Origin of the sequence: Schinkia azotoformans (assembly GCF_035811335.1) — a bacterium.
GTDB classification, from domain to species: Bacteria; Bacillota; Bacilli; order Bacillales; family Bacillaceae_J; genus Schinkia; species Schinkia azotoformans.
The window spans coordinates 133,811-152,030 of sequence record NZ_JARSMD010000015.1; the positions used below are offsets into that span (position 1 = coordinate 133,811).

General features: G+C 39.5%; 18 protein-coding genes. 2 read left to right on the forward strand and 16 right to left on the reverse strand.

Going from position 1 to position 18,220, the window contains the following annotated elements; genetic code table 11:
• Nucleotides 1-55: 55 nt before the first annotated feature.
• The 5 genes from P9E47_RS08205 to P9E47_RS08225 all read right to left on the reverse strand — a co-directional run bounded on the left by P9E47_RS08205 (nt 56) and on the right by P9E47_RS08225 (nt 6,762).
• Entirely contained in the window at nt 56-568 is a 513-nt protein-coding gene (locus P9E47_RS08205) for an adenine phosphoribosyltransferase (RefSeq protein WP_003331767.1), read from the reverse strand.
• Nucleotides 565-2,928 (reverse strand): single-stranded-DNA-specific exonuclease RecJ, encoded by a 2,364-nt coding sequence (gene recJ, locus P9E47_RS08210; protein ID WP_326163097.1) that lies wholly within the window; start codon nt 2,926-2,928, stop codon nt 565-567. Before recJ ends, P9E47_RS08205 begins: the two co-directional genes overlap by 4 nt.
• An 80-nt stretch (nt 2,929-3,008) precedes the next feature.
• Nucleotides 3,009-3,902 carry a cation diffusion facilitator family transporter gene (locus P9E47_RS08215; protein WP_326163098.1) on the reverse strand — a complete coding sequence of 298 codons (894 nt, stop codon included), beginning with the start codon at nt 3,900-3,902 and terminating at the stop codon, nt 3,009-3,011.
• Between the two features lie 112 nt (nt 3,903-4,014).
• On the reverse strand, nt 4,015-6,288 hold the full coding sequence (secDF, locus tag P9E47_RS08220) for a protein translocase subunit SecDF (protein ID WP_003331771.1): 2,274 nt from the start codon (nt 6,286-6,288) through the stop codon (nt 4,015-4,017).
• A gap of 192 nt (nt 6,289-6,480) precedes the next feature.
• On the reverse strand, nt 6,481-6,762 hold the full coding sequence (locus P9E47_RS08225) for a post-transcriptional regulator (protein WP_003331772.1): 282 nt from the start codon (nt 6,760-6,762) through the stop codon (nt 6,481-6,483).
• Between the two features lie 110 nt (nt 6,763-6,872).
• Between P9E47_RS08225 and spoVB the strand changes: the two genes are divergently transcribed.
• The gene (spoVB, locus tag P9E47_RS08230) at nt 6,873-8,462 is read left to right on the forward strand and encodes a stage V sporulation protein B (RefSeq protein ID WP_003331773.1); all 1,590 of its coding nucleotides are present in this window, start codon (nt 6,873-6,875) and stop codon (nt 8,460-8,462) included.
• Nucleotides 8,463-8,492: 30 nt separating this feature from the next.
• On the opposite strand, the gene P9E47_RS08235 is transcribed toward spoVB, so the two are convergent.
• A complete protein-coding gene (locus tag P9E47_RS08235; protein WP_003331774.1) occupies nt 8,493-9,155 on the reverse strand; it encodes a DUF421 domain-containing protein in 663 nt (220 codons plus the stop codon).
• Nucleotides 9,156-9,383: 228 nt separating this feature from the next.
• Between P9E47_RS08235 and P9E47_RS08240 the strand changes: the two genes are divergently transcribed.
• The gene (locus tag P9E47_RS08240) at nt 9,384-9,761 is read left to right on the forward strand and encodes a TIGR04086 family membrane protein (RefSeq protein ID WP_035194008.1); all 378 of its coding nucleotides are present in this window, start codon (nt 9,384-9,386) and stop codon (nt 9,759-9,761) included.
• Nucleotides 9,762-9,826: 65 nt separating this feature from the next.
• On the opposite strand, the gene yajC is transcribed toward P9E47_RS08240, so the two are convergent.
• The 10 genes from yajC to safA form a co-directional block, all read right to left on the reverse strand.
• Nucleotides 9,827-10,087, reverse strand: a complete 261-nt coding sequence (gene yajC / locus P9E47_RS08245) for a preprotein translocase subunit YajC (RefSeq protein WP_003331776.1) — start codon at nt 10,085-10,087, stop codon at nt 9,827-9,829.
• Nucleotides 10,088-10,191: 104 nt separating this feature from the next.
• Nucleotides 10,192-11,331, reverse strand: a complete 1,140-nt coding sequence (tgt, locus tag P9E47_RS08250) for a tRNA guanosine(34) transglycosylase Tgt (protein ID WP_326163099.1) — start codon at nt 11,329-11,331, stop codon at nt 10,192-10,194.
• 15 nt (nt 11,332-11,346) lie between these two features.
• Entirely contained in the window at nt 11,347-12,375 is a 1,029-nt protein-coding gene (gene queA / locus P9E47_RS08255) for a tRNA preQ1(34) S-adenosylmethionine ribosyltransferase-isomerase QueA (RefSeq protein WP_326163101.1), read from the reverse strand.
• Between the two features lie 24 nt (nt 12,376-12,399).
• Entirely contained in the window at nt 12,400-12,591 is a 192-nt protein-coding gene (locus P9E47_RS08260) for a DUF2905 domain-containing protein (protein WP_326163102.1), read from the reverse strand.
• Nucleotides 12,591-13,592 (reverse strand): Holliday junction branch migration DNA helicase RuvB, encoded by a 1,002-nt coding sequence (gene ruvB, locus P9E47_RS08265; RefSeq protein WP_326163103.1) that lies wholly within the window; start codon nt 13,590-13,592, stop codon nt 12,591-12,593. The genes P9E47_RS08260 and ruvB overlap by 1 nt, the downstream gene beginning before the upstream one ends.
• A 14-nt stretch (nt 13,593-13,606) precedes the next feature.
• Nucleotides 13,607-14,218, reverse strand: coding sequence for a Holliday junction branch migration protein RuvA (gene ruvA, locus P9E47_RS08270; protein ID WP_326163104.1), 612 nt, complete (start codon nt 14,216-14,218; stop codon nt 13,607-13,609).
• Between the two features lie 194 nt (nt 14,219-14,412).
• A complete protein-coding gene (locus tag P9E47_RS08275; RefSeq protein WP_003331782.1) occupies nt 14,413-14,955 on the reverse strand; it encodes an intercompartmental signaling factor BofC in 543 nt (180 codons plus the stop codon).
• A 141-nt stretch (nt 14,956-15,096) separates the two neighbouring features.
• Nucleotides 15,097-15,684 carry a YhcN/YlaJ family sporulation lipoprotein gene (locus P9E47_RS08280; protein ID WP_326163105.1) on the reverse strand — a complete coding sequence of 196 codons (588 nt, stop codon included), beginning with the start codon at nt 15,682-15,684 and terminating at the stop codon, nt 15,097-15,099.
• A 125-nt stretch (nt 15,685-15,809) separates the two neighbouring features.
• Nucleotides 15,810-16,550: an NAD(+) synthase gene (nadE, locus tag P9E47_RS08285; RefSeq protein ID WP_003331785.1), complete on the reverse strand. Its 741-nt coding sequence runs from the start codon at nt 16,548-16,550 to the stop codon at nt 15,810-15,812.
• A 189-nt stretch (nt 16,551-16,739) separates the two neighbouring features.
• The gene (gene safA / locus P9E47_RS08290) at nt 16,740-18,188 is read right to left on the reverse strand and encodes a SafA/ExsA family spore coat assembly protein (protein ID WP_326163106.1); all 1,449 of its coding nucleotides are present in this window, start codon (nt 18,186-18,188) and stop codon (nt 16,740-16,742) included.
• Nucleotides 18,189-18,220 lie beyond the last annotated feature (32 nt).

Consider the following 18,220-nt stretch of genomic DNA (forward strand, 5'->3'; position numbering starts at 1 on the left):
AAAAATCAAAAAACAAAGAGCACTCTGTGAGTACTCCTTGCGAAAAAATAAATAATTAATATTCCATTAAAGTTAAAACATCATACCCTTTAAGCTTAGAACGACCATCTAAATAAGTTAATTCAACTAAAAACGCTAAGCCGGCCACAACTCCGCCAAGCTGTTCTACTAATCGAATGGATGCATCCATTGTACCACCGGTTGCCAGCAAATCATCGACAATCAAAACTCTTTGTCCTGGTTTTATCGCATCTTTGTGCATGGTTAATATATCTTTCCCGTACTCAAGTCCGTACTCAACGCGAATCACTTCTCTTGGAAGTTTTCCTTCTTTACGAACCGGGGCAAAGCCAATTCCTAATGCATAAGCAACAGGGCATCCGACAATAAATCCGCGAGCCTCTGGACCAACAATAACATCAATATCTTTATCTTTTGCATAGGCAACTATATCATCTACCGCACTTTTAAAGGCAGGACCATGATCCATCAATGGTGTAATATCTTTAAATTGAATTCCTTCTTTAGGCCAATCTGGTACTAATGCGATGTAATCTTTGTAGTTCATATTACGACTTCCTCCTCTACTATACAGGACGTTTTAATCACTCTATCAAACCATTCCTTTAAAGATTGATAAGAAGAGTATACTAGTTCTGCTTCCATCTTTAATAACTCTTGTTTTTGATTATAAGTTTTTGATGATTCAAAATCCCTTTTAGCTGGATTTTCGACAAGTGTAATCAGACCATTTTCTATTTTAGCAAATTCTAAATCAAAAAACACCTGCGTCATAAAATGAATCGTTTCTTTTGACCAACCTTTTTTCTTCGAAAGTGCATCTGCATATTTCTTAACATCAAATGGCTGTTGCTTTAATAAAAAAGCATAATACCATTTAAAATGATCTCGGGTAGGTAATGTACTAAAAAAATGCTCATCTTTATGGTCTAATACCGCATATATTCGTTCAGGCATTGCCTGCTGTAAAAGATCTTCCAATAGTTTTGATTCATAAGGCAAATCTAATATGACAAGCGATTTACTACTATTTTTAACTTGATCGATTGATTTTAAATCTTGAACGAGAACAATTTGATGTTTCCAATCCTCTAATTGTAAGCGGGCAATTGTCTCTTCCCTAAATGCAATCAACGTTTCCGATGTTAGTTTAGAATTTTGAAGTTGCTTATTAATTTCCTTTTTTCCTCTTAAGTCAAATAATTGCCATTCCTCGACAGCTGCATCCTTTAGCATTAATTGCGGCTTTCTAAAGCCATTCCATTCGTTGATCGATAATTCACCGACTACTTTAACGGTTGACAATGGTGAGATTTCATCAGCCAAGTATCCGTACCCAAATCCGACTGCATCCAAAACCTGTCCGTCTTTTTCAAAAATAACCTTCAAATGGTTCATTCCACTGCCAATTTTTCGAATTTGTTGTAAGGAAACGTCCTCTAAACAGACAAGCGGTTTGGGATTGCCAACCCCAAATGGTGCTAATTGCAGCATTTCTTCAATCGTTGCAACACTCACGTCATCCAATGAACATCTTATATCGACGTTCATTAATGGGGTGAAGTCCTCTTCTGTTAATATCTCACTAGCTAAATGATTTAATCGGTTTCTTAGTGTTTCAACATCTTCTAATTTTAATGTCATTCCCGCTGCCATTGCATGGCCGCCAAAGTGCGGAAGAATATCACGGCATGTAGATAGATTTTCGAACAAATCAAATCCCTCAATACTTCTTGCCGATCCTTTTGCGACACCTTTCTCCCTATCAATGCTTAAAACGATTGCTGGTCGATAAAATTTTTCAACAAGCCTCGAAGCAACAATACCAATAACGCCCGGATTCCAGCCTTCTTTCGCGATCACTAACACCTTGTTTTCTTCCAGAGGAAAATGTTTTTCAACCTCGGCGATTGCTGCTTCTGTGATCTCATTTACTAGTGTTTGGCGATCACGATTGATTTCATCTATTTCAGCCGCGATCATTTCAGCTTCTTCCTTAGAATCAGTCATTAACAATTCGACTGCAGGATCAGCTGATCCTAGTCGTCCAACCGCATTAATCCTTGGTCCAATTGCAAAACCGATTGTTTCTTCATTAATTTCCTTGTCTTCCATTCCCGCTATTTTAAGAAGAGCTCGTAGTCCTGGATTGGTTGTATTCTGCATCGCTTTTAATCCCAAACTAGCAATTAAACGATTTTCATCTTTTAACGGAACTAAGTCTGAAATCGTACCAATTACCGCAAATTCAAGCAAATGCTTCGGTAATTTCCCTAATAAAGCATGGGCTACTTTAAAGGCAACTCCAACCCCAGCGAGTTCACCAAAAGGGTAATGGCCGCCCGGTTTTCGCGGATGTATAATCGCAAATGCCTCCGGTAATTCTGGTGACACTTCATGGTGGTCAGTAATAATTAAATCGATTCCTAACTCTTTTGCAATCTTTGCCGGGTGTATTGCAGAAATTCCCGTATCGACCGTAATGATTACAGTATAGCCTTCATTACCTGCCCATCTAAAAGCAGCCTCATTCGGGCCATACCCCTCTGTAAAACGATTAGGGATATAAAAATCTACCCTTGCTCCCTTTTCTTCTAATGCTCGAACCATAACCGTTGTACTTGATACTCCATCCGCATCATAGTCACCGTACACAAGAATCTTTTCATTGTTTTCAATTGCCGTTTCAATTCTTGCAATGGCAATATCCATTGAATCCAGTAAAAACGGATCATGAAAGTTCGCTGCATCTTTATTTAAAAACTGATTTGCAGTTTCTGCTGTTACAATTCCTCTATTTACTAATAAATTTGCAACAAGAGGTGATATATTAAGTTCATTTGATAATGCTTCTGATAGAATTCGATCACAATCTTGTATGATCCAACGTGATTTTGACTGTAACAAAAATACCACTCCTTAACCTGTTAATTATACAAAAAAGGTAAAGTAGTGGCAAATGGATATATTATTGAACCTCCAATCGATTATTCTGGTGCATAGGGGTTGATATGCACAAAAACATTATAAACATTATTCAACTTCAGCAACTGTTCTTTAACCTTTTTCCCGACCCGATGACCTTCTTCAACAGTTATAAACGGATCTACGGCGATCTTAATATCAACGATGACATAATGTCCATGTTCCCTTGCAAAAAGCTCGTTGATCCTTTTAACATCAGGAACCGTTTCAACCGTTTTTCGCAGTTCTTCCGTTTCATCCTCCTGTAAAACACGGTCCATCGTGTTTACAATTGATTCCGACCCAACCGTCCATGCCATTTTTAAAATTAATAAACATACTAATACCCCGGCCAACGGATCTGCATACTTGAGCCAAGGAACATTGAATCTTTCCCCTACTAACGCACTTCCAATTCCAATAAGGGCTGCAAGCGAGGAAAAAACGTCAGTACGGTGGTCATAGGCACTGACAACGATTGCATCACTTTTAACTTTTTTACCAATTCGAAATGTATATCGAAATAACATTTCTTTAATAAGGATTGAAATCAAGGCGCCATATACTGCTAACATATTCGGAGCAGATATTGGGTGGAAAAATGCTTCAATTGACCCTTTTCCCATTTCAACTCCAACTATAAAAAGCAATACAGCAACAATGATCGCTGCAATCGATTCTGCCTTCCCGTGACCGTAAGGGTGTTCTTTATCGGGTGGTTGTTTGGCAGCCCTTAACCCTACAAATACCGCAATCGAACCTAAAACATCCGATGCCGAATTGGCTGCATCCGCGACAAGGGCACGGCTGTTTCCCATTACTCCAAGGATCCCTTTTACAATGGCTAACACGACATTCCCAATTGCCCCAACGACAGCTGCACGTTCCGCCTGTCGAAATCTTTCGTTTGTTTCCACATCATCACCTCGGGAAAATCTATATGAGTAGATTACCCTATTTAAGAGATAAAATTTCTTTGCAACTGGACAAAAAAAAATCGGCATTATGCCGATTTTTCTCTGTTTTCCCTTAAACTTGTGGTTCAGGATCATAATCTTTTTCTTTATCCTTTGGTTTTGTTTTCGTTTTACCAAGTGTTTTAGCCTTCATAACTAACCAAAGCTGCGCAGCAATGAAGATGGAAGAATACGCGCCAGCTATTAAACCAACTAATAAAGCTAATGAGAAATTTTTGATCGATTCCGCTCCAAAAATCCAAAGTACTCCCGATGCAATTAAAACGGTTAAAACCGTGTTGATAGAACGGGCCATCACCTGGATCAAACTTTTATTGACAATTTCCGCTAAATCATCATAGGTTTTCACACGTTTCTTTATTTTCATATTTTCGCGAATTCGGTCAAACGTAACAATCGTGTCGTGTACCGAGAAACCGACGACCGTAAGAACCGCAGCGATAAATGTCAAGTCAACCTCAATTCTTAAAATGCTGAAGATGGTGATAATTAAAAATGCATCATGTAATAGCGAAACAATCGTCGCAAACCCGAAATACCATTCGAAACGGAAGGCTACATAAAGGACAATACCAAGGGATGCAAACATAATTCCTTTGAAAGCATTCTTAGCAAGTTCCTTACCTACAGTTGGTGATACTGTACTGATGTTTGGCTCAACACCGTATTTATCAACAAAATGGGCTTTTACTTTGGCAACTTCCTCTTTGGAAAGGACACCAACAAAACGAGATATGCTCATTTCATTATTATTACCTGCTAATGTAATATCCTCAATCTTATACCCTAATTCATCAAATTCCTTCGTTAATACGTCTTTCGTTAACTGATGATTAGGTGCTTGAATTTCAATCCTTGTACCACTCGCAAAATCAATCCCTAAGTTGAGACCCATTGTTAAAAGGGCAATTATACCAATGACAGTCATGGCCCCTGACACCATAAAATAGATCCTGTGATGTTTGATAAAGTCAGCGTTTCTTAATGGACCTCGAACAACAAGTTCTTCTTCGTTATATTCATGAATATCACGAATTTGGCTCTTTTTCACGCCAAACCAGCTAACTTTGTTATTTAAGAAACGGCTATTGACCCATAATTGTAATAATAATCTAGAGCCCCAGACAGCTGTTACAAAGCTAACCAAGATACTAATAATCAACATTGTCGCAAAACCCTTAACCGAGCTTGTACCGTAGTAGAATAAAACAACCGCTGCTATAATCGAAGTTAAGTTAGCATCGAGAATAGTTCTGAAGGAGTGTTTACTACCGGCTCGAAATGCCGACATCATTGATTTCCCCGCTCTAATTTCTTCTTTTATCCGCTCATAGGTGAGAATGTTGGCATCTACCGCCATAGCAATCCCAAGAATTAACGCTGCAATTCCCGGTAGCGTTAAAACAGCATTCATCCAGTCAAACACTACTAGTATGAGCCAAATATAGATAGATAACGCAACAACCGCAATAAATCCAAGGAAACGGTAATATACCAACATGAACAAGTAAATTAATGCAATACCGATTAGCCCTGCAAAAATTGTATCATGTAAGGCTAGTTCACCGAATGATGCTCCAATTGATGTTGAGAACACTTCATGTAAATCAACTGGTAATGATCCGGCATTCAAAAGGTCAGCCAATTGCTTTGCTTCTTCAATCGTAAAGTTCCCGCTAATCATTACATTTTTCGTATTTAAAACCTGGCTAACAGTTGCAGCCGATAAATACTTTTGTTGACTAGGGTCTTTTTGTGATTCTGCTGCAAACGAGTCAACACCGTCAATGAAATCCAACCAAATTACCATAAGGTTGTTTGGCTTCATGCTTAAAATTTGCTGTGTAACTTGTCCAAATTTATCAGCATCTTTAAGAGTTAGAGTGACGATAGGCCTATTTTTGTCATCGAATGATTGAGCAGCACCGCCTTCCTGTAAATCCCCACCATCCAACAATTTCTGGTCAAACACGTCTCTAAATGTAAGCTTTGCTTGTGTAGAAAGAATTTCACGAGCTTTCTCCTGGTCTTGCACGCCTGCTAACTGAACGCGAATCCGATCATTTCCTTCAATTTGGATAATAGGCTCACTTACGCCTAATACGTTAATCCGTTTATTTAAAGCACTGACCGTGCTTAATAAGAGATCACGGTCGACCTTTTGATTTGCATTAATAGGCTTCACATCATATAAAATTTCAAATCCACCTTGAAGATCAAGTCCTAATTTAATGTTTTTCAGAATTCCATTTGTTGAGAATCCCATCAGATTTCCTACCAGCAGGACGATCAGGAAAAATGCTAATATCCGTCCTCTTTTAACCATAAATTGCTCCTCCTTTTAAGAACAAAAGACGACAATATGCGCGGCTTCTATTCTTTCTTAACCTGCACGAAAAAACAACGGGATTAACTCCCGTTCCAAATAAAACTAATCTATTTATGTAAATATAATAACAGTATGTCCATTATAGAAAAATGTCGTAACAGATGTCAATTTGTTACCCGGATTTCTCGTTTACTTCTCATTTTCAAATTGACTAAAATAATCAGGGCCTTTGAAGGCTTCGATTGTCAAATAGCTCATATACTCGCCTACACTAAGTGTTAAAATATCAGCAACAACCTCATGGAGAAACTTGTCCGCTTTTTTCTTCCATTTCTTTTTATGCAAACAGTCCCATACCTCTTGGATGGTTACTCGATCATACCCCATTAATACAAACTCTTCCATCTTACTTTGCAGTACAGGCTCTACTTGATGTTTATAAAAATCTACAGGATGTCTCTCTACCTCCATTTTTATCCCTCCTTAAGATTACCAAAGATAAACTTGTCATGCTTGCCCATGTTAACAGCATATAAATTATTGTATCGTTTATCGTTAGATTTTTGAAGGTAGGGGCGAAAATGTCTAAACAATTTAAACAAAGTTTTTTAAGAGGAACTTTAATTTTAATTTTAGCAGGGCTCGTTACCCGCTTTTTGGGATTTGTTAATCGAATTGTTGTTGCAAGAATTATGGGGGAAGAGGGCGTCGGACTGTATATGATGGCCGTGCCCACTTTTATCCTAGCCATAACGCTTACACAGTTGGGGCTGCCTGTTGCCATATCGAAGTTAGTGGCAGAGGCTGAGACATTAGGTGACCGCCATAAAATCAAGAAAATTCTCGTCGTTTCCCTTGCAGTTACCGGAGTCACAAGTATTATTTTCACAACGGGCATGATCGTCCTTGCACCGATTTTATCAAATACTTTATTAACGGATTCACGAACCTATTACCCGTTAATAGCGATATCACCAGTTGTTCCCATTATCGCATTGTCCTCCGTTTTACGCGGATATTTCCAAGGACTGCAAAACATGCGTCCTGCTGCTTATTCACAGGTAATTGAACAAGTTGTTCGTATTGCTTTAGTGGCCGTTATTACAAAAGCATTATTGCCATATGGTGTGGAATTTGCGGCAGCAGGTGCAATGATTTCCGCCGTATTAGGCGAATTGGCATCGTTACTATTTATGCTGACGATGTTTAAAATGAGAAAACAAATTAAGGTTCGCCGCAATTTTTTTAAACAAATGAAAGCTGGGAAAAGCACTTTAGATGATTTGCTGAGAATTGCCCTTCCAACAACAGGAAGCCGCTTAATTGGATCACTTTCGTACTTTGTCGAACCCATCGTTGTTTCCCAAAGTTTAGCGATTGCAGGTGTGGCAACGGCACTGGCAACGATGCAATACGGGCAACTGACAGGATATGCAATCCCGCTTCTCTTACTTCCATCCTTTGTTACAACATCTTTGTCAGTTTCTTTAGTTCCCGCTATTAGTGAAGCTGCTGCCAAAGGGCAATCATTAGTCATCGAACATCGCTTGCAGCAAGCATTACGGTTATCATTAGTGACAGGCGGACTTTCCATTGTGATATTATATGTATTTGCAACACCGCTCATGGAATTAATGTTTAATACAACTAAACCCGCTGTCTATGTGCAGTTAATGGCTCCTTTTTTCTTATTGTCTTATTTCCAAGGTCCTTTACAGGCTACTTTACAAGCACTCGACCTAGCAAAAGCAGCCATGATTAACAGCCTTATTGGTGCTGTTGTAAAAATAGTTGCGATATTTGCATTTGCATCAAGACCGGAATTTGGGATTATGGGGGTAGCCATTGCGATTGTACTAGGAATATTACTTGTCACTCTTCTGCATTTTGCCACGATTATTAAAACAATCAGTTACACTTTTTATGTAAAAGATTATCTTAAAAGTATTGTAACGATAGTTGCTTCTGGTATATTCGGCGGATATATTTTTACACATTTCATTATTGATGCATCGCTTTTAACAAGAACTTTAATAGCCATTATGGGTACCTCTATTTTGTACTTCTTATTGCTGATTATTTTAAAATTAGTGTCAAAAGAAGAAATAAATAGAATTCCTTATGTTGGCCCTCGTTTAGCCATGCTAATTCCAGATAGTAAAAAACGATAAGGCTCCTTTTATAAAGAAGAAGCCTTATTTTTATTTTTTGTCATCCTTGACATCAACAAACAACTTTCCATTATCGTCGATCGAACAATAGGTTATATTTTTTAGTTCTTTGTGCCCTAATTTCCGAAGCTCTTGCCGTAACCACAAATTTGTTTTATGAATTCGCTTTAACTGGTCTTCTTGGACTTTTCCGTCCTTTATTAACGGAAAAGGAAGGTTGAATGCTTGATCTGTTTGATTATATTTATCTTTCTCAAAAACAGAAAGCTTTCCTGTTGTTTCTAGTATGGCGAATTCAACATCAGCTACGTTTTTAATGTCCTTTTCACGCAATTGTGTCAAAAGGTCATCAATATTATAGCGTTGCCTCCTCATTTCTTCTTCATTAATTTGTCCCTGATCAATAATGAGCGACGGTTGACCATCTACAGCATCGCGTACTTTTTGACTTTTTAAAGAAAAAATTGACAGCGTAAGCTGAATTAATAGCAATAATATCATTGGCAGTACGGCGATGAGTAACGGCTTATCCGGCTTCTCAATTGCTACCACCGCCATCTCACCTATCATAATAAAAACCACCAAATCTAAAAGACTTAATTCCCCGATCTCTCGTTTTCCCATTAATCGAAAGATAATAACGATCAACAAATATAGAAACAAAGTCCGCAAAATTACTGTCCAAATTTCCAATTTGATCGCTCCTTATCACGTACATCTTTGTCGACCCTTTATATAGTTTGACCTTGAGAGTCATAAACATAATACGAAGGTTTTTCCAATTTTCTTTGTCCGGCGCCTAGCGACTAGTGGACTTCGCTTAACAGGCGCCTCCGCTTTTCTTGTTCTAAAATTTGTCCGAACGAATAAGTTTTTAATAAGGGTTGAACAACCTCTATGGGAATTGAAGGAGGCGTATAAATGGCAAAAAACTCGTTTGCGGCAATTTTATATGGAGTAATAACGACCTTTGTCATCGTTCTAACATCTAGTATTGTTTTATCCTTACTACTTCGTTTTACTAAAATCCAAGAATCTTCTTTAACTTGGGTAATTTTAACCCTTTCCTTCCTTGCGCTATTTATTGGGGGATTCGTTTCAGGTGGTAAAGGGAAACAAAAGGGGTGGTTTGTCGGCGGTGGTACAGGAGTGTTATTTACGTTGTTGATATTCCTAGTTCAATTTTTGGGGTACCAGACGAGCTTTTCGATTGAGCAGATGTCCTATCACATTGGATATATTATCATCGCTGTCTTAGGAGGAGTAATTGGGGTTAATATGACAGGGAAGAGAGCATAATAGAAGAAAAGCTGAAGCTGGACAATGAAAAGCGGAAGTACCCAACAAGCACTTCCGCTTTATTTTTAATCGTGTTTTACCTCACGAACAGCGTTACGGTCAAATGTTAACCTTGACCCGTCACCACATTTAATGACAACTTTGTCTTCATCAATTGAATCAATGATCCCGTGAAGTCCCCCGATTGTTACGACACGATCATTTTTCTGAAGATTTGACTGCATTGATTGTACAGCCTTTTGGCGTTTTTGCTGTGGACGAATAAGCAAAAAGTAGAAAATCGCAAACATCGCTATTAATGGTAATAATTGAACGAGTGTATCCATATTTTTATTTCACCCCTTTCACTGCTTGTCTATGTATTTGGTATTGATAGAACATATTCTACAACCATCCAAAATATTCTATGTTAATTCAAAAGAACACCAGATTAGAAATTTTTCGCATCAGGTCGATTAAACCCATACTGTTCAAAAAATTCTTCACGGAAATCACCTAGGCGGTCCTCACGGATGGCATGTCGAACATTCTCCATTAATTTTAACAGAAAATATAGATTATGGTAAGTAGTAAGCCTTATACCGAACGTTTCATTACATCTAATTAAATGACGAATGTAAGCACGGGAATAATTTTTACATACTTTACAGTCACAATTTGGATCTAATGGTGTAAAATCTCTAGCATACTTAGCATTTCGAACTACTAATCGGCCAACACTTGTCATGACTGTACCGTTTCTGGCAATACGTGTAGGCAACACACAGTCAAACATATCAATGCCACGAATAGACCCATCTATTAAGGAATCCGGCGAGCCAACCCCCATTAAATACCGTGGCTTATTCTCCGGAAGCCATGGTGTTGTAAACTCTAAGACACGGTTCATCACTTCTTTTGGTTCTCCAACAGAAAGACCGCCAACTGCATACCCTGGGAAATCTAGTGAGACCAGGTCTTTTGCACTTTGCTTTCGAAACTCTTCATATTCTCCGCCTTGCACAATGCCAAATAACCCTTGGGTCTCTTTTCTTGAATGTGCTTCTAAACAGCGTTCAGCCCATCTGCTTGTCCGCTCCACGGAATTTTTCATGTATTCAGGTGTTGCCGGATATGGTGGGCATTCATCAAATGCCATCATAATATCAGAACCTAAAGCATTTTGAATTTGCATCGCTTTTTCAGGCGAAAGAAATAGCTTCTCTCCATTCAAATGGTTTCTAAAGTGAACGCCTTCTTCCGTAATATCGCGGAGATCACTTAAACTAAACACTTGAAATCCGCCGGAGTCCGTTAAAATCGAACCGTCCCAATTCATAAATGAATGGAGACCTCCCGCTTCCTGCACAATATCTTCCCCTGGTCTTAACCAAAGGTGGTATGTATTACTTAATATAATCCCTGCACCCATTTCCTTTAGTTCATCAGGACTCATTGTCTTTACTGTTGCAAGTGTCCCTACCGGCATGAATACTGGTGTTTCAAATGTACTGTGCGGTGTCGTTACCCGCCCAAGCCTAGCTCCTGTTTGTTTACATGTTTTAATCAATTCATAACGAATAGCCGTCACTGAAATTCCCCTTTACTAAATGATAAGCATTGCATCGCCAAAGCTGAAAAAGCGATACCTTTCTTTAACTGCCTCTTCATAGGCCTTTAATACATGTTCACGTCCAGCCAAAGCACTGATTAACATCATTAATGTAGATTTTGGCAGATGGAAGTTTGTCAGCATCCCATTAATGGCTTTAAACTCATAGCCTGGGTAAATAAAAATATCTGTCCAACCTGATGTTTCCTGAAATTGACCATCATGCCCGGAAGCGATCGTTTCAAGCGTTCTTGTTGAAGTGGTCCCTACTGAAATGATTCGACCGCCATCAGCCTTAACCCGATTTAATAAATCCGCAGTTTCTTGCGTCATTTGATAAAATTCCGCATGCATATCGTGATCTTCTACAGATTCCGCACTTACAGGTCTGAATGTACCTAGACCAACATGTAAAGTAATAAAAGCAACGTGAACCCCTTTTTGCTTAATTTCTTCGAGAAGTTCTTTTGTAAAATGCAAACCAGCTGTAGGCGCGGCTGCTGATCCACGTTCTCTTGCAAAAACAGTTTGGTACCGTTCTTTGTCATCGAGCTGCTCTTTTATGTAATGAGGCAGCGGCATTTCGCCAAGCAAATCTAAAACTTCGTAAAAAATCCCATCATAGGAGAATTCAAAATGTCGACCGCCGTGATCGCCCTCACTTATACATTTCGCTTTTAAGCGACCATCACCAAATGTAATAATTGTACCCACTTTGACCCGTTTAGCCGGTTTTGCTAGCGTCTCCCAGACGTCATTTTCGACCTGCTTTAATAAAAGAACTTCTATTTGGGCACCCGTATCTTCTTTTACACCAAAAAGTCGTGCCGGTAATACACGAGTGTCATTTAATATAAGGCAATCACCCGCTTGTAAATAATCAATAATATTTCTAAACTGTTCGTGCTTAAAGTCACCTGTTTGTTTATCAAGCACCATTAACCTTGAAGCGGTTCTTTCTGTGAGAGGTGTTTGGGCGATAAGCTCTTCAGGTAAATTAAAATCAAATAAATCAACTTTCATAGATGTCTAGTTGTCTCCTTCACTTTATCTAAATCGACCAATAATATAAAAAATTAGTGATAAAACAATACTGACCACGATTGAAGTAACGATTGGAAAATAAAAAGTGGTATTTCCCTTTTTGAAGACAATATCACCGGGCAGTTTCCCGATAAATTGCCAAAGAAATCCTACTACGATGAGGACCACTCCCGTGAGCATTAACATTTTTCCCATTATTTTTTCGGCACCTCCAAATGGAAATGTTCATATACGTGCGGGGTTACAACTCTCCCTCTAGGAGTCCGCTGTAAAAAGCCTATCTGTAACAAATAGGGTTCATAAACCTCCTCAATTGTATGTGGTTCTTCTCCAATTGTTGCAGCAATCGTATCAAGACCCACAGGACCACCGCGGAATTTCTCAATAATTCCTATTAATAATTTATGATCAATATGGTCTAATCCTAATCGGTCAACCTGAAGCATTTCCAACGAATGGTTGGCTAAATCTGCTGTTATTGTACCATTACCCTGTACTTGCGCAAAATCTCTAACCCTTTTTAATAAACGGTTGGCAATCCTTGGGGTTCCTCTTGAACGGCGAGCAATTTCGATCGAGGCAAGTTTCTCTATCTCTATCGAAAAAATATCTGCTGTCCGTTCAACAATATGAGTTAATTCCTCTACTTTATAATATTCTAAACGGCAATGCACTCCAAAACGATCGCGCAATGGCGCTGTTAATAGCCCCACCCTTGTCGTTGCCCCCACCAACGTAAATGGTGGTAAATCAATTCTTACAGACCTTGCACCAGGACCTTTGCCGATCACAATATCAATACAAAAATCCTCCAACGCTGAATAAAGAACCTCCTCCACGGTACGCTGTAAACGATGAATTTCATCGATAAACAGGACATCTCCCGGTTCAAGCGATGTTAATATCGCGGCCAAATCTCCCGGACGTTCGATTGCAGGGCCTGAAGTTGTTCTTATTTGAACGTCCATTTCATTCGCAATGATCGTAGCTAATGTTGTTTTTCCTAGTCCCGGTGGTCCGTATAGCAAAACATGATCCAATGACTCATTTCTCATTTTTGCCGCCTGAATAAAAACCTGCAAATTTTGTTTTACTTTTTTCTGTCCGATATATTGTGTTAACAGCTTAGGCCTGAGGCTTTGTTCAAACAGATCCTCATCAGCTGTATATTCACTTGAAACTAAGCGCTCGTTCACTTAAAACGCCTCCTCTACCTGAGTAAGAGCTGCAAAGCCTTCTTTATATATTGATCTGTTGGTAACTGTTCTTGTTGCAACTGCGGAATCACTTTTGTAATCTCTTTTTCAGCATAGCCTAACACTTTTAAAGCTTCAATGGCTTCCTCTAAGTCGTGTGAATATTTCCCTGAATTTATGACAACTTTTTCAGGTTCAAATAAATCGGGCATTAAATCCAACAACAAATCGTTAAGCTTACCCTTTAAATCTAGGATCATTTGTCTAGCGGTTTTCTTGCCTACGCCCGGAAACTTTACTAAAAACTTTTCATTTTCATCTTCAATGGCTTGAACAACTGCATCCGGCTGTCCAGCAGCAAGGATTGCCATTGCCCCCTTCGGACCAATTCCAGAAACATTTAATAGTTTGGTAAATAATGTTCGTTCCTGCCTTGTTTCAAAGCCATATAAGGCAATGACATCTTCCCTTACGTACTGATATGTATAAATCTTTATAATTTGCTGAAGATCTTTTTGAAACAAAAACGGATTTGGTGTGTAGATTTGGTACCCAACTCCAGATACATCAACTACTATAAATTCCGGGCTAATAAAATCAACTTTTCCATTAATAAATTCAATCAAAAAATTCCTCTCCCTATGCGAACGTGCATTTCTATATATACTTTAACCATTCTACCATATTTCGTTTGCATAGTAGAAGAAACATATATAGAAAAGCGAAAGCGCCCGTTCAGCGAAGTTTACTAGTCGCTGGGTGCTTGAGCTAGACAAACAAAAGGGTTAGACACTCAATCTTAGTGCCTAACCCAAGTCCCTTATTGTTTAATAGAAAGTGTCTTAAAGCTTTCGATAACCTGAATATAATGATCCTTTGATACGACAGGAATTCCTTTCTTTAATTCCTCCTGCTGCCTACTTTCAAGTTTACTAATATCAATTTGGAAGAAAGACTGGATCACTTCTTCAGATTCTGCTGGCAAGCCTTTGAAGATGGTTAATGTTCCGTCCTCAGATATTCCAAAATAGCCATTCGCTTTTAGTAGTGGAGAGATATCATCGACCGCTTTTCTAAATATCATCTGTCCTTCTTTTTGATCCACCAATTGCCAATCACGATATTGTGCCCAAAAGTCCTCCATAGACCAAATCGTTTCCGTGACAGTCTCCTCACTTGTATTCCCATCAAGATATTGTTGTTGTAAAATTACATTTACGGTTAGCGGTCCAGTAACTTCGAGCGCTTGGGTCTCTTCTTTGATTTGTTCAATTTTTACTCCATTATTCTCAGCAGCCGTATGATAGAGCAAAAAGAATATAGAAAAACCTGCGATTACTAGACTTAAAACTAAATACTTCACGGCATGAGCCCTCTTAAATAAAGGAGTCATAATGGTCACCTCGATTTTGATTAAATAAAAAACTTCTATTCTGGTGTCACTATTAGTTTCACCATGGAATAGAAGTTTTATCCTAAATACTGTAGAATTTTTCTCAATTATTTACTTCCGTGACCCGAACATTCCTTTGTCAGTAACAACTCTTACTTCCCGCCCATTTGCCATTCCTTCTACAATTCGGCGGACCTTCTTTTCAATAGCTTGGCTGTCATCATCGTCCGTATCAATGACAACCAAAATTGTATTACCATCGATAATGGCTGCAACATCATTGACATTGGCAACATGTTCAATGCGATCCGTTATTCTTTGGGCAACGATGTTATCATGACCGGTATTATATGATCTTGTTGGAACACCGTTGAAAGTGGTATTTAAATGTCCATGATAATTATAGTCATCATAGCCATAATTCCCATCACCATATTTTGAAAAAGCCCCATCTTGCTCACCTAAGTCATTTCCTCCATTAAGAGTCCGCACTTGATTAACCATGTGCTGATCATTAAACCCGCGGTCATTGATAAATCGAAAAGCCCCGGAATCGCGATTTGTATTTTTATCATTCGAATAAAACGCGACTTGTTCTAGCGATGAATTTTCATCTTGAGTCGAATCATTAATACCACAGCCTGTAAGAGCAAAGCCGATCATTATCATTATTGAAAGCGATAAAAGTATACCTCTCATGCCGAAAAGCCTCCCGCCATTTTTAGAGGATTTTGGGGACATTTTTTGGGGTCCCATTGTTAGGTTGGCAGATGGAGGCTTATTTTACTCTTTTATTTAGCTGGTAACTTTTACATAGTGCTACTTTAGAACTTTGGCGGGTGTGCAGCCAAGTTTCTTTTGTGTTCTGAACGTCTATGGAGCCTTTCAATAATCTCACGGTCTTTTTCCGGGATTTCTTCACCATTTAAATAGCGGTCAATCGTATCGTAGGTTGTCCCCATTTCATTTTCATCTGTTTGTCCTTCCCAAAGGCCGGCACTTGGTGATTTTGTAATAATAGGCTCAGGTACACCGAGTTCCTCGGCCATTTCCCTTACTTCACCTTTAGTTAAATGTACAAGGGGAACGAGGTCAACTCCACCATCCCCGTATTTTGTAAAATAGCCTGTATACCATTCGGCGGCATTATCTGTGCCAATTACCAAATACCCATAATTATTAGCAACCGTATAGAGGGTGCTCATTCTGAGACGTGCTCTTAAATTGGCATCACCTAATGTGAGAGACTTTTCATTAAGTTCTCCAATTCCCTTAAGTTGATCTTGAATTTGTGAGAAGAGAAGCTGATGTGATTCGGTTAAATCAATTGTTAAAGCTTTTATCCCGCTGCCTTCAACAACAAGCATTGCATCCTCTTGATCTTTAGGATTGCTTTTACACGGCATGATGACTCCCATTGAATCATTTGGAAAAGCCTTTTTAATTAGATAAGCGACAACGGCAGAATCGATTCCGCCTGATATACCAACGATTGCACCATTAAGACCTGCACCTTTTACTTGCTCCTGGAGCCAGTTTACAAGCTGTTCTATTTTTTGCTTCATTTTTTTCTTCCTTTCAACCGATTCTATTTTTGCACTTTAAGCAAGTTTAACTTTGTTATGGTTTAAAGTATAAGAAAAAACATCGCAATTTGCCATTATGGGCAAATTACGTGTTTTTCTAATCCATATTATCACAGAAAAAGAGGCGATGGTATTATAATCGCCTCTTTAGCCAGTTTCTATTTATTTTTACCACTCATCTTCTTCATCATCTAAAACATCATTTCTAAATGAAGGTTCACCAAAATTTGTTGCAGGCATCTGTGTTTGGAATTGTGCAAACGGAAATTCAGGCGGCGCAAATGTTCCTTGAGGTGCTTGAGGTCCTGCACCTGCAAAACCTGTTTGTGGTGCCCCGAATCCTGCTGGCGGGATGCCGCCATAGCCTCCTTGTGGACCTCCAAATCCAGTTTGCATTGTTGGCATTCCAGTAAAACCAGTTGGTACACCCATAGTGCCTACAGGGACACTGCCATATCCAGACGGGACTCCTGCAACACCCGTTGGCATACCTCCATAACCTGCTGGCGGGATGCCGCTAAATCCGGCTCCTGGTACTCCTCCATAACCTGCTGGCGGGATGCCGCTAAATCCGGCTCCTGGTACCCCTCCATAGCCTGCCGGTGGGATGCCGCTAAATCCGGCTCCTGGTACCCCTCCATAGCCCGCAGGCATCGCTCCGAAGGCAGGAGGGTCCAGCTTAGGTCCGCCACAACCACAATCTCCACCTGCAGCTGTCATTTGGCTAACTGGTGCTGCCGGTGCATTTATTGGTGAAAGGCCTGGATACATTTGTTCTATACCATCATTTTCATCATCAAACATCGCCGGACTAATAGCCGTTGGTTGCGGTGTAAAAGGTGCCCCCTGCATTTCCGGCATCGCACCGTATCCTGCTGGATTAAACATACCCGCCTGCATTCCATAAGGAACAGCAACAGGTGGACATGGATATGGCGGACATGGCATCGGTGGACATGGCATTGGCTGAAAACCACACGGTAATCCTGAGCCAGGCATTAAACCAGTCATTGGTACACAAGGGTAAGCCGGTGGAGGTTCCGGCAACGGTAGAGCTGGCATTGTCGGTGGCACTACTGGTTCTTCTTTAACTTCCTCAACTGGTTTTTCTTTCACTGGTGCCTCTTTAATTGGAAAAGTAGGTATGTTGAATGTATAATTATACATATTTTGTTCGATATTATAATCAATTTCAGATTGTTCAATAGGCATTTGTGGTATTGGTGGCAGCACAATTGGCGTTTCTTTTATCACCGGAGGAACAGGCATTTCCTTCGGTACGACTGGTGTTGGTATGATTTTTTGTGGCATTTCTTTTGGCACAACAGGCATTGGTGCTGGGGTTGGCTGAATTGGCTTCGGCATTTGTGTTGGCGGCATTTGTATCGGCATTTCCTTCGGTGCCAAATGTGATAAGGACACCTCTTCTTTTGAATGCGGATTTCCATGTTTCTTGACGGGCACACTGCCGGTTGGAATTTTAATTTTCATACCAGGCATAATCATATCAGGATTGCTGAGCTGGGTATTTACTTGTTTTAGCTCGTTAAAATCTACACCATATTTTTGGGCGATTTTCCATAGTGTATCGCCTTTTTGCACGATATGAATTTTCACGGTGCATAAACCTCCTCTAAAAAAGTCTTTAT